The sequence below is a fragment of the Rubrivivax benzoatilyticus JA2 = ATCC BAA-35 genome (assembly GCF_000190375.1).
In the GTDB taxonomy this organism is placed as follows: Bacteria; Pseudomonadota; Gammaproteobacteria; order Burkholderiales; family Burkholderiaceae_C; genus Rubrivivax; species Rubrivivax benzoatilyticus.
The window spans coordinates 17,954-30,217 of record NZ_AEWG01000052.1; the positions used below are offsets into that span (position 1 = coordinate 17,954).

General features: G+C 71.6%; 10 protein-coding genes. All 10 read right to left on the minus strand.

Annotation, left to right across the window (positions count from 1 at the left end; all coding sequences use genetic code 11):
- Positions 1-13: 13 nt before the first annotated feature.
- Complete coding sequence (locus RBXJA2T_RS05650) at positions 14-631, minus strand: class I SAM-dependent methyltransferase (RefSeq protein WP_009856370.1); 618 nt, start codon at positions 629-631, stop codon at positions 14-16.
- A gap of 33 nt (positions 632-664) precedes the next feature.
- Complete coding sequence (locus RBXJA2T_RS05655; protein ID WP_009856371.1) at positions 665-1,621, minus strand: polysaccharide deacetylase family protein; 957 nt, start codon at positions 1,619-1,621, stop codon at positions 665-667.
- Complete coding sequence (locus RBXJA2T_RS05660; protein ID WP_009856372.1) at positions 1,618-2,949, minus strand: putative O-glycosylation ligase, exosortase A system-associated; 1,332 nt, start codon at positions 2,947-2,949, stop codon at positions 1,618-1,620. Before RBXJA2T_RS05660 ends, RBXJA2T_RS05655 begins: the two co-directional genes overlap by 4 nt.
- The gene (locus RBXJA2T_RS05665) at positions 2,942-4,327 is read right to left on the minus strand and encodes a phenylacetate--CoA ligase family protein (RefSeq protein ID WP_009856373.1); all 1,386 of its coding nucleotides are present in this window, start codon (positions 4,325-4,327) and stop codon (positions 2,942-2,944) included. Before RBXJA2T_RS05665 ends, RBXJA2T_RS05660 begins: the two co-directional genes overlap by 8 nt.
- A 5-nt stretch (positions 4,328-4,332) precedes the next feature.
- Positions 4,333-5,565: a glycosyltransferase gene (locus tag RBXJA2T_RS05670; protein ID WP_009856374.1), complete on the minus strand. Its 1,233-nt coding sequence runs from the start codon at positions 5,563-5,565 to the stop codon at positions 4,333-4,335.
- Positions 5,566-5,567: 2 nt separating this feature from the next.
- Positions 5,568-6,776 carry a TIGR04063 family PEP-CTERM/XrtA system glycosyltransferase gene (locus tag RBXJA2T_RS05675; protein ID WP_009856375.1) on the minus strand — a complete coding sequence of 403 codons (1,209 nt, stop codon included), beginning with the start codon at positions 6,774-6,776 and terminating at the stop codon, positions 5,568-5,570.
- Positions 6,777-6,778: 2 nt separating this feature from the next.
- Positions 6,779-8,722, minus strand: a complete 1,944-nt coding sequence (locus tag RBXJA2T_RS05680; protein ID WP_009856376.1) for an XrtA/PEP-CTERM system amidotransferase — start codon at positions 8,720-8,722, stop codon at positions 6,779-6,781.
- Positions 8,723-9,031: 309 nt separating this feature from the next.
- A complete protein-coding gene (locus tag RBXJA2T_RS05685) occupies positions 9,032-10,240 on the minus strand; it encodes a TIGR03088 family PEP-CTERM/XrtA system glycosyltransferase (RefSeq protein WP_009856377.1) in 1,209 nt (402 codons plus the stop codon).
- Between the two features lie 130 nt (positions 10,241-10,370).
- Positions 10,371-11,651 (minus strand): nucleotide sugar dehydrogenase, encoded by a 1,281-nt coding sequence (locus RBXJA2T_RS05690; RefSeq protein WP_009856378.1) that lies wholly within the window; start codon positions 11,649-11,651, stop codon positions 10,371-10,373.
- 36 nt (positions 11,652-11,687) lie between these two features.
- Positions 11,688-12,264: exosortase C-terminal domain/associated protein EpsI (locus RBXJA2T_RS05695; RefSeq protein ID WP_009856379.1), on the minus strand; the 577-nt coding region annotated here is incomplete at its 5' end.

The following is a 12,264-nucleotide window of genomic DNA, read 5'->3' on the forward strand; positions in this document are numbered from 1 at the left end:
CCGCCCCGGGGCTTCAGCCGGCCTTGCGCGCCAGCGCCCAGACCACCACCGGGAAGTCGGGCTCGTTGCGCAGCGAGCCGAACCAGCCGCGCCGCGCCCACTTCGTGAAGTTGGCCTTCACGCAGGCCCGGTTGCCCCAGGAACCGGTGACGATGCCGTCCTCCGGGAAGCCGCATTCCGCGAGGAAGTGGCGCATGCCGGTCTCGGTCCAGCGCGTGCAGTCGTGCGGGATGGCGTGCACGCGGATCAGGAACGGCGTCGTGACGAGGAAGTGGCCGCCGGGCTTGAGCATCGCGTGCACGTTGCGCGTGGCGCGGTACGGCCACAGCAGGTGCTCCCACACCTGGTCGGCGATGACGACGTCGAACTGCCGGTCCATCACGTCCTTGCAGATGTCGAAGGCCGGGTAGTTGGCCTCGGTGTAGCTGCGAAAGCCGAGGGTCTGGAAGAACTTGCCGGCGGAGATCTCCAGCGCGTCCAGGTCCGCCGGCCGCAGCGCCCGCAGCAGCTCGGCGCAGCGTTCGTACATCACCGGACGGGTCCAGTGCCGGTGGTCGTAGCCCAGCGCGTCCAGGCCGGACTTGATGCGCGCCTCGTTGCGCTGGAGGAATCGATGGACCCGATCGTTCATAACCCTCCCCTGGTCGAGCCGGCGACGAGCGGATCAGCTCGTCTGCCGAAGATTGCCGAGCATTCGCAGGCCGAAGCGCCAACGCCTGCGATCCCACGGCGTGAAGCGCGGCAGGCGGTGGTGATCGGCGCCGGCGCCCGCGGCACCCCATCCGGTGGTGACGGCGGCCTCGAAGCCGAGTTCACGCGCCATCGCGACATGCTCGTCGCCGAAGTCCTCACCCGGCTTGCCGTTCGGGTAGGCGAACAGCCGCACCGGCGCGTCGACCAGGGCCTCGAGCGCGGCCTTGCCGTCGGCGATCTCGGCCCGTGCCGCACGGCTGTCCAGGCGTGCCAGGATCGGGTGGCCGACGGTGTGCCCGCCGATGCGCATGCCGGCGGCGTGCAGCGCGCGGACCTGGGCGCCGGTCATCATCAGGTCGCGCGGGAGCTCGACCCCCGCGCTGCGGGCGACGCTGTCGACGGCCCGCGCCCGCTGCGGCTGCGGCAGGTACTTCAGCGCGCCGATCAGCGTGTCCACGGCCGCGCGGCGCTGCTCGGTCGTGACGGTGGACAGGCGCCCCAGCGCGAGCCCGGTGGCCGCACCGGCATCGAGGCTGTCCTCGCGGGTGCGGCGCAACGCCTCGATCAGCACGTCGTTCCACATGATCCCGCCGTCCAGGAAGCCGGTGGCGACGAAGAAGGTGGCGTTCAGGCCGTGGCGGCGCAGGATCGGCAGCGCGACGTCGTGGTTGTCGGCGTAGCCGTCGTCGAAGGTGATCGCCAGCGCACGCGGCGGCAGCGTGCCCTCGGCCAGGCGCCGCACGGCCTCGTCGAGCGGCAGCACGTTGAACCAGCCGGCCAGCCAGCCGCACAGCGTGTCGAAACGCCCGGCGTGCATCTCCTCCGGGAACAGCGGGTCCGGCTGCGGCAGCACGCGGTGGAAGATGAGGATCGACAGGCGGGCGCGAGCGCCCGCCGGCGAGACGACCCCGAGCGCGGCGCGGATCAAGCGGCCCCCTTGGCGGCCGGCACCCGGGGCGGCACGATGCCCAGCAGATGCTGCCAGCGCCGCGGGCTCTCGGGAACCGGTTCGGTCTCCCAGCTTCGCCGTCGCACCCAGACACGCGCCATCACGACCATGGCCATGACGTCGTAAGGCCAGTCGAAGTGCGCGAGGTTGAGGAACGCACCACCGACCGCGTAGCCGACGAGGGAGACCTGGCACATCGCGCCCAGGTCGGCCGCCCAGCGCGCCTGCGGGATGTCGCGGGCCTCCCGGCGCAGCTTGGCCGCCCAGCGCCAAGTCACGCCCCACAGCAGCAGGAACAGCCCCAGGCCGACGAAGCCGTGCTGGCCCAGCACCTGGAAGTAGATGCTGTGCGCCACCGGCGTGCCCACTTCAGGGTTCGGAGAAAAACGCTGGAACAGCTCGGGACGGGCCGCGTTGAAGCCCACGCCGAACGGGTAGTGGAAGGCGGCGTTCCACGCCGTCGCCCAGGCCGACAGCCGGCCCTGGGCCGACGCATCCTCGTTGTACTCGCCGATCGTCGCGATGCGATCCGACCACTCCTGCGGCATGAAGGCCAGCAGCACGGCCGCGACCACGGCGAGCACGACACCCGAGACGAAACGGTTGCGGCCGCGCCACCAGAGCACCAGCGTCATCGCGCAGATCGCCAGGAAGCCGCCGCGCGAGTGGCTGCCCAGCGCGGAGGCGGCCACCAGCACCATCCCGCCAGTCATCGCCAGCTTCAGCCAGGCGGCCTGCGTCTGCATCTGCAGGAAACGCATCAGCGGGATCGTCATCACCAGCGCCAGCGCGAAGTGGTTGTTGTCGTAGATGAAGCTGCCCGGCGGCCCCCAGACGCGGTAGTTGCCGCCGTTGGCGATGGTGAACAGACCGCCCTTGATGCCCAGCAGCGCCAGCGAGAAGGTCGCCACCCAGACGAAGGTCATGATCTGCACCCGGGTGCGCAACAGCATCAGCGTCACGAGCACCATCAGGTTGATCTTCATGACCTTGTCCCACTGGGCATAGTCGTTGGCGCGGTCCATGCCCATCACCCAGGACAAGGTCATCCAGGCCATGAAGATCAGCAGGATCACCGGCGGCGCGCCCTTGAACGGCGACTCGCGGTCCTTGGGCGCCGCCAGCATGCCCACCAGCGTCGACACCGCCGCGATCGCCGCCAGCGGCGCGGTGACGGAGAAGCCGAAGGCGTAGCGGTGCGGATTCATCAGGCTCAGCCAGGTCCACAGCAGCACGCCGATCCACGGCCGGCGCAGCGCCATCAGCGCCGCCGGGATCACGATCATCATGATCAGGATGTCACGCATGCGGCACGCTCTCCTGCGCCGGCGCCGCCGCCACGTGGCTGACCACGTAGCGGTACTTGCCCGACTTCTCCGGCGCGATGGCCTCGACGTAGTTCACGTCCACCTGCACGGCGGCGCCCAGGCGGCGCTTCAGCCCGGCCTGGATCTCGGCGGCGCGCGCCGGGCGGTCGAAGCCCGCGTCGGCGACGATCTGCACCTCGGTGCGCTGCAGGCTGTGCTGCACGATCTTGAAGCCGCGCACGCCGGGCAGGTCGCGCACGACGTAGACCAGCGCCAGGCCGTGCATCACGGTGCCGTCGGCGGCGACGATGAAGTCGGTGCTGCGGCCCTGGATCTCCCTCACCAGCGGCAGCGTGCGGCCGCAGGCGCAACGCGCGGTGTCGAGCACGGCGACGTCGCCGGTGCGGTAGCGGATGAACGGGAAGTCCTTCGTCGCCAGGTGCGTGACGACGATCTCGCCCGACTGCCCCGGCGGCAGCACGCGGCCGTCGGGCGCGACGATCTCGACGATCACGTCCTCGGCCGTCAGGTGCAGGCCGCCCGCGGGGCACTCGTGGGCGATGAAGCCGGCGTCGCGGCTGCCGTAGCCGTTGGCGACGCGGCAGCCGAACAGGCGCGAGATCGCCTCGCGCTGGTCGTCGTACAGGCGTTCGCTGGTGACGAAAGCGACCTCGATGCCCAGGTCGTCCAAACGCTGGCCGCGGCGCTCGGCGTGGCGCGCGATGTGGCTGAGCGCGCTGGGGTAGCCGAACAGCATCTTCGGCCGGCGCGCGCGGATCGCGGCGACGAAGCCGTCGAGCTTGCTCTCGCTCATCTCGAAAGCCGGCAGCAGCTCGGTGCGCAGCAGGCGGTCGCGCCAGGCGCGCACGCGGTCCTGGGCGCCGAGCTCGATCGGGCTGCCCCAGACGACGATCTCGGGGTCGCCGATGTCCACGTCCCACCAGCGTGTGGCGCGCCACTTGGCGGCGACGTCGTGGCTGACACGCTCGCGGCCGATGAAGAAGATCAGCGGCTCGCCGGAGCTGCCGCCGGTGTTGAAACGCGCCAGGCCTTCGGCCTGCTCGTGGCGCAGGCGCTCGCCCTGGGCGCGCACGACGGCCTTGCTCAGGAAGGGCAGGCGCTGCAGGTCGGCCACCGAGGTGACGGCCGCCGGGTCGAAACGGTGTTCAGCGAACAGCTCGCGGTAGTACGGCACGTGCTGGCCGGCCTGCGTCAGCAGCGTGCGCAGGCGCTCGACACGCAGCGCCTCCAGGCGCTCGGGTGGCCACCACTGGCTGGCCTCCAGAGCGCGGCGCACCGCGACGCTGTCGTGGCGCTTCAGGCGCTCGTGCAGCGGAAACAGGACGCCGGAGGTGAAACGCGTGTAGAGCCCGCTCATGGTGTTCAGGGGGCCGCGGCGGCCGCCCGTTCGCCGGTGCCGCGGTGCAGCGTGCGGAAGACGGCGACGAGCTCGGCGACACGCCGGTCCCAGGTGTTGGCCGCAGCGTAGCGGCGGATCGTGTCGGCATCCCAGTCGCGCGCCAGCGCGTCGGCGATCGCCGATTCCAGCGCCTGGCCGTCGCCGAAGGGCACGACGCGGCCCAGTTCGGCGCGGCAGACGACCTCGGCGTTGCCGCCGACGGCGGTGGTCACGACCGGCAGACCGCAGGCCATCGCTTCGAGGAACACGTTGGCCCAGCCTTCGTTGCGCGTGGCGAGCACGAAGACGTCGGCCGCCGACAACGGCCCGCGCAGCGCGTCGGGCGGCAGCGGGCCGAGGAAACGCACCGCGTCGCCCAGCCCGGCGGCAGCCACCTGGGCGCGCAGCTGCGGGCCGAGGTCACCTTCGGGGCTGGGGCCGCCGACGACGAGGTAGACCAGGCCGGGAAACCGTTCGCGCAGCGCCGGCAGGCGTTCGATGACGCGGTGGAAGCCCTTGCGCTCGCACAGCCCGCCGACGCTGACCAGCACCGGCGCGTCGGCCGCCAGGCCCAGCGCGGCCCGCGCCTCGGCCCGCGGCAGCGGGTTGAAGCGCGCCAGGTCGACGCCGTTGCCGACGACACGCACCTTGTCGGCCGCGATGCCCAGCCCCAGCGCCACCTGGCGCAGCGACTCCGACACCGCGAAGACCTGCGTCGCGCGCTGCAGCGCGGCGCGCAGCTTGGGCGCCAGCGCCGGGTCGCGCGCCTGGCGCTGCTCGGTGCCGCGCAGCGTGATCGTCACCGGCACGCCCAGCCAGCGGCCGAGCAGCGTCGCGGCGTAGCCGTCGGGGTAGGCGAAGTGGGCGTCGATCAGGTCCAGCCGGCCTGCGCGCTTCAGGCGCGCCAGCCGCGGCCAGGCGGCCAGCGCCATCGCCAGTCCGTCCCAGCCTTTCAGCGCGCCGGGCACGCTGACAAACCGCGGGAACCAGACCTCGTGGCCCTGCTGGGTCTCGTGCCGCGGCGCGCCGGGCCGGAAGCCGGGCTTGAAGCGCCGCAGCAGCGACTGCAGCGGGAACCACGGCGTCGGCGCCACCACGGCCAGCGGCAGCTCGCGGCCGACGCGGAACATGCGCTCGCGCACGAAGAGGCCGGCACCGGGCTGCACGGCGCTCGGGAACAGGCTGCTGAGGACGACGATCCGCGGGCCGTCGGCCACCGTCAGCGCCCCCCGGCGGCGATCAGGCGCTCGTAGACCGGGCGGTACAGCCCGGCCGAGTTGGCCCAGGTGCGTTCGCGCTCGACGAACTCGCGGCCCGCGGCGCGCAGCGACGGCCACTGGTCGCGGCGCGCCAGCAGGTCGTCGACGGCGTTGGCCAGGGCCTCGGCGCTGCCGGCCTGGAACAGCCAGCCGGTCTCGCGGTTGCGGATCAGCTCCTTGTGGCCGCCGACGTCGCTGGCGACGAACAGCCGGCCCTGGGCCATCGCCTCCAGCGGCTTCAGCGGCGTGACCAGCTCGGTCAGCCGCATGCTGTGGCGCGGGTAGGCGAGCACGTCGACGAGGTCGTAGTAGCGCTGCACCTCCTGGTGCGGCACGCGGCCGGTGAAGACCACCTTGTCGGCGATGCCCAGCGACTGCGCACGCTCCTTGAGCAGCTGCTCCTGCGGGCCGCCGCCGACGAGCAGCGCGCGCATCTCGGGCCGGCGCTTGAGCAGGCGCGGCATCGCGTCGAGCAGCAGGTCCAGGCCCTCGTAGGCGTAGAAGCTGCCGATGAAGCCGACGACGGTGGCGCCGTCCAGCCCCAGCCGGGCCTTCAGCGCCGCGTCGGGCTGGCCGCCGGGCTCGAAGGTGTCGACGTCGACCGCGTTGGGAATGACGGTGATCTTCTCGCCGGCCACGCCGCGGCCGACGATGTCGCCGCGCAGGCCCTCGCAGATCGTGAAGACGTGGGCCGCCTCCTTCAGCGCCGCGGTCTCCATGCGCCGCGTCAGGCGGTAGCGCAGGCTGCCTTCGGTGGTCGTGCCGTGGTCGACGGCAGCGTCCTCCCAGAAGGCGCGCACCTCGTAGACCGCCGGGATGCGCTGGCGCTTGGCCACGCGCAGCGCGGGCAGCGCGTTGAGCACCGGCGAATGGGCGTGGATGACGTTCGGGCGCAGCTTGAGCGTCAGCTCGTTGATGCGCTTTTCCAGCCGGCGCATCAGCGCCATCTCGTTGAGGCCGGGAACGCCGCCGGCACTGGCCGGCACCACGGTGCGATAGAAATGCCAGCCTTCGACCGTCTCCTCGGGGACGGTGGTGGCGTGTTTGGGACTCGTCACATGGAAGGTCTCCCAGCCCATGCGGCGCTGCTCGGTCAGCAGCGACAGCGTGCGGAAGGTGTAGCCGCTGTGCAGGGGGATGGAGTGATCCAGGACGTGCAGGACGCGCAATGTCATGCCAGCGCTTCGGCCTCTCGCGAAATACCCTGCGCGCCGACGGCGCCGGCATCGACGACGTTGCGCAGGAAAGCTTCAAACATCAGCAGCGTCCACAGCGGTGCGCTGTAGTCGCGGGTGCCGGCCTGGTGGGCATCCACCAGGTGCTGCAGATAGGAACGCTCGAACCAGCCCGTCGCCGACAGGCGCTCGCCGAGCACGGCGTCGCGCACGCGGTCCTTCAGCGGGCCGCGGAACCAGCGCGCGAGCGGCACCGAGAACCCCATTTTCGGCCGATACAGCACCTCGTCGGGCAGCATGGGCTCCATCGCCTTCTTCAGCAGGAACTTGCCCTCCTGGCCGCGGACCTTCAGCGACGAGGGCAGCGTGGCCAGCCACTCGACGAGCTTGTGGTCCATCAGCGGCTCGCGCACCTCCAGGCTGTGGGCCATGCTGGCGCGGTCGACCTTGGTGTTGATGTCGCCGACGAGGTAGGTCTTCAGGTCCAGGTACTGGATCAGCGCCAGCGGGTCGTCGGTGCCGGCGCGTGCGGCATGGTGCTCGAAGACCTGCTGCGCGTCGTAGCCGGCGAGCAGGCGCTTCAGCGCCGGGCTGAACAGCTGGCGGCGCATGTCGCCGCGCAGGATCGAGACCGAGTGGAAGTAGGCCTCGACCGAGCTGCGCGCCATGCCCTCGAAGGTGGTCTTGGCGCGCAGCACGCGCGGCGCCCAGTCGGCCTTGGGGTAGAGCCGCCCGAGCATGCCGAACACCGGCTGGCGCACCGCCGCCGGCAGCGCCGAGCGCATGCGCTCCTCCATCAGGTGCAGGCGGTAGCGGCGGTAGCCGCCGAAGTTCTCGTCGCCGGCGTCGCCCGACAGCGCCACCGTGACGTGCTTGCGCGCGAGCTGGCAGACGCGGTAGGTGGGGATCGCCGAGCTGTCGGCGTAGGGTTCGTCGTACAGCCGCGCCAGCGTGTCGATGAGGTCGAAGTCGTCGGACTTGACGGTCTCGACGCGGTGGTCGGTGCGGTAGCGGTCGGCGACGAGCTGCGCGAACGCGCTCTCGTTGAACTTGGGGTCGTCGAAGGCGATGCTGCAGGTGTTGACCGGGCCGTCGGACAGGCCGGCCATCGTCGCGACGACGGCGCTGGAATCGACGCCGCCGGACAGGAAGGCGCCCAGCGGCACCTCGGCGATCATGCGCAGCCGCACCGACTCGCGCAGGCGGTGCTGCAGCTCCTCGCAGGCGTCCTCCACCGAGGTCGGGTTGCCGAGCGTGAAGTGCACGTCCCAGTACTCGCGCGGCTCGGGCACAGGCTCGCCTCGGCGGATGCACAGGGTGTGGGCCGGCGGCAGCTTGCACGCCTGGCTGAAGATCGTGCGCGGCTCGGCGACGTAGCCCAGCGCGAAGTACTCCTCCACCGCCAGCGGGTCGAGGTCACGCTTCAGGCCGCCGTGGGCGAGCAGCGACTTCAGCTCGGAGCCGAAGAGCAGCGTGCCGTCGTCGAGCAGCGCGTAGTGCAGCGGCTTGACGCCCAGGCGGTCGCGCGCCAGGAACAGCGTCTGGCGGTTGCGGTCCCAGAGCACGAAGGCGAACATGCCGCGGAAGCGCTCGACGCAGCGCTCGCCCCACTGCTCCCAGCCGTGCACGATGCACTCGGTGTCGCTCTTGGTGTGGAAGACGTGGCCGGCGGCCTGGAGCTCGGGGATCAGCTCCTGGTAGTTGTAGATCTCGCCGTTGAAGACGACGACGACCGAGCCGTCCTCGTTGCACAGCGGCTGCTGGCCGGTGGCGATGTCGATGATCGACAGGCGCCGGTGGCCGAAGCCGACGCCGGGCTCGACGTGCACGCTGCCTTCGTCGGGGCCGCGGTGCCACTGGGCGTCGTTCATGCGCGCGAGCACGGCCGGGTCCACCGGACGGGTGCCGCGGGTGTCGAAGAGGCCGGTGATGCCGCACATGGGTTGTTGCTCCGCCTGGACTGCCTTGCCGGGGCGCCGGGGCGACGGGCAGACCTCGCCCCTTGCCATGGGCCGACGCGCCCGCCGCCATGGTAAGTGCAGGCGACGCCGCGACTCGGCGTTCGGCGCCGGGCAGGTGACTTGTGCACGCCTCGCCCCCTCGAAGACGGGGGCCGCTGCGGGGTTCAGGAAGGCTTGGGACGGCTTGGGGTCAGGTCTTACGGGACGGCTTGGGGTCAGGTCTTACGAGACCTGACCCCGATCCCCCGCTGAGGCGCCTTTCCAACCAGCAGCCTGGGCAGCCTGGGGTCAGGTCTTACGAGACCTGACCCCGATCCCCTGACCCCGATCCCTGTCCCCGATCCCCAGCAACTCGTCGTACAGCGCGCGATAGCGGCCGACCATCGCGTCGAGGCTGAAGCCGTCGACGACACGGCGGCGGCCGGCGGCGCCCTGCGCGGCGGCGCCGGCCGGGTCCGAGGCCAGCGCCACGAGGCCGGCGGCCAGCGCGTCGACGTCACCGGCCGGCACCAGCGCGCCGGTCGTGCCGTCGTCGACCAGCTCGGCGTTGCCGCCGACGCGGGTGGCCAGCACCGGCAGGCCGCTGGCCATGGCCTCCAGGATGGTGTTGGAGATGCCCTCGGCCAGCGACGGCAGCACGAAGGCGTCGAGCGAGCGCATCAGCTCGGGCACGTCGCGGCGCTCACCGGGCAGCCAGGCCAGGTCGGCCGCGCCGCCCTGCGCCAGCACCGCCTGCGCCTCGGCACGCAGCGGGCCGTCGCCGACCATCACCAGGCGCAGCACCGGCCGCAGCCGCGGCGCGAGCTCCAGCGCGCGCACGAAGGCGCGCGCCAGCAGCGGCTGCGCCTTCACCGTCTGCATCCGGCCGACGGTGCCGGCGACGAACAGCGCCGGGTCGGCGAACGGCGAGCCGGCCAGCGCCTCGCGCCCGGCCGTGGCAGGACAGAAGCGCCGGGTGTCGACGCCGTTGCAGATGCGCACGATGCGCCGCGGCGGCACGCCCACGCGCTGCTCCAGGTAGCCGGCGAGGTCCTGCGACAGCGCCACGTAGCGGTGCACGAACGGGCGGTAGGCGCGCCGCATCCATTGGTAGCGGCGCACCGTGCCGTCGGGGTCGTCGACGTCGCGGCCGTGTTCGCCGTGCACACGCGCCGGCACGCCGCACCAGGCCGCCGGCACCTGGAACTCCAGCGCGGCGAGGTTGCGGGTGTGCACGACGGCCGGCTTCAGCTGGCGGAACACCTGCGCGAGCCTCGGATAGAGCTTCACGCCGTGGCCCGGCGGCTTGTGCAGCGAGACGAACTCGACGTCGTCACGCTGGATGCGCGAGGCAAAACCGGGCACGACCTCGGTCAGCGCGACCACCGCATGCCGGTAGGCGTCGGCCGGCATGTGGTTGATCAGGTTGACGACGCCGTTCTCGAGGCCGCCGGTGTCGAAGCGGTAGACGAGGTGGAGGACGAGGGGGCGGCTGGCGCGCGAGGCGGGTGCCGTCATCGGATGGACCTCGCGCGGACGCGACGGGACGGCAGCCGCCGGACGGGGTCAGGTCTCACGAGACCTGACCCCGGGCTGCCCCGGGCGGCCGTGGCCTCTGCAAGAGGCAAGACCTGACCCCGCACCGGCGTCAGAGGCGCCACACCCTCAACCCCGCCGCCTCCAGCGCCCGGGCGTCGAAGGCCGCCTTGACGTCGATGAAGGCCCCGCCCTTGACCAGCTTGCGGCACAGGTCGTCGGTGCTCAGCTCGGCGTACTCGCGGTGCGCGACGGCGGCGACGATGGCGTCGGCGCGCGGCAGGTCCTCGAACGGCACCAGGCGCACGCCGTACTCGTGCATCGCCTCGTCGGCCTCGGCCTGGGCGTCGGTGACGAAGACGTCGACGCCGTAGCTCTCCAGCTCGTGGATGATGTCGATGACCTTGCTGTTGCGCAGGTCGCCGCAGTTCTCCTTGAAGGTCAGGCCCAGCACGTTGACACGCGCGCCCTTGACGTAGCTGCCCGAGGCGATCATCTGCTTGATCGTCTGCTCGGCGATGAACTTGCCCATGCCGTCGTTGATGCGCCGCCCCGCCAGGATGACCTGCGGGTGGTAACCCAGCATGTCGGCCTTGTGCGTCAGGTAGTACGGGTCGACGCCGATGCAGTGGCCGCCCACCAGCCCCGGCTTGAACTTCAGGAAGTTCCACTTCGTGCCGGCGGCCTCCAGCACCTCGCTGGTGTCCAGCCCGAGCTTGTTGAAGATGATCGCCAGCTCGTTCATCAGCGCGATGTTCAGGTCGCGCTGGGTGTTCTCGATGACCTTGGCGGCCTCGGCGGTCTTGATGCTGCTGGCGCGGTGCACGCCCGGCACGATGATGCGCTCGTACAGCTGCGCCACCTTCTCCAGCGTCTCGGGCGTGTCGCCGCTGACGATCTTCAGGATCTTGGTCAGCGTGTGCTCGCGGTCACCCGGGTTGATGCGCTCGGGGCTGTAGCCGACGAAGAAGTCGCGCTTCCACTTCAGGCCCGACTCGCGCTCCAGCACCGGGATGCAGACCTCCTCGGTGGCGCCGGGGTAGACGGTGCTCTCGTAGACGACGATCGCGCCCTTCTTCATGTGCCGGCCGACGCTGGTCGACGAGCCGATGAGCGGCGTGAAGTCGGGGATGTGCGCCTCGTCGACCGGCGTCGGCACGGCGACGATGATGATGTCGGCCTCGACCAGCAGCGCCGGGTCGCTGGTGTAGACGGCGTGCGTGGCGGCGGCGAGCTCGCTGTCGGGCAGCTCGCGCGAGGGGTCGCGGCCGGCCTGGCAGGCGTCGACCTTGTGCTGCGCGATGTCGAAGCCGATGGTGCGCATCTGCTTGCCGAACTCGACGACGAGCGGCAGGCCGACGTAGCCCAGACCGATGACGGCGACGGTGTTCACGGTGGTTCTCGCTTTCTGCAATGAAACGGGGTGGGGTCAGCGCGTGTCGTGCACACGCTGCAGCAGCGTGCCCAGCGGGGTGAGCTGGGCACGCAGGAAGGCCTCGATCGCGGCGTCGGACGCGGCGGGGTCGCCGGCATCGGCGTAGAGCAGCAGCGCGGCGCCCTCGTCGCCGCGGCCAGCCAGACGGGCCAGCGCGCCGGCGAGCTTGGTCTCGACGTCGCCGCCCAGGAAGCGGCCGTCGACCCAGTACAGCCGCCAGACGACGATGCGGCGCTGGTCGGCGCCGGACAGCGACACGCGCGACAGGATCTCGGAGCGCCGCAGCACCAGCGGCCGGCCGTCAAGCTCGATGCGGCGCGCGCCGTGGGCGGGGATGGCCCACTGCGTGTCCTGCATGCCGACCAGCAGGTGCTGGCTGCTGACGATCTTGCGCGTGTCGCTCTGACCGCGGTAGTAGTCGACGTGCACGCCGACGAGGCCGGCCGGCCCGGCGTAGCCGGAGCGCACGCGCAGCGCGCCGTCGTCGAACGCGGGCGTCCAGTCGGCGGCCGGCGGCGTGGCCTGGGTCCAGTCGCCCAGCGCCTGCGGCAGCACCAGCTGCGCCGGGGCG

Excerpts from the sequence above, each read along its gene's own strand:
- RBXJA2T_RS05650 (WP_009856370.1), bottom strand. The coding sequence starts at position 631 with ATGAACGATCGGGTCCATCGATTCCTCCAGCGCAACGAGGCGCGCATC.
- RBXJA2T_RS05660 (WP_009856372.1), bottom strand. The coding sequence starts at position 2,949 with ATGCGTGACATCCTGATCATGATGATCGTGATCCCGGCGGCGCTGATG.
- RBXJA2T_RS05665 (WP_009856373.1), bottom strand. The coding sequence starts at position 4,327 with ATGAGCGGGCTCTACACGCGTTTCACCTCCGGCGTCCTGTTTCCGCTG.
- RBXJA2T_RS05680 (WP_009856376.1), bottom strand. The coding sequence starts at position 8,722 with ATGTGCGGCATCACCGGCCTCTTCGACACCCGCGGCACCCGTCCGGTG.
- RBXJA2T_RS05685 (WP_009856377.1), bottom strand. The coding sequence starts at position 10,240 with ATGACGGCACCCGCCTCGCGCGCCAGCCGCCCCCTCGTCCTCCACCTC.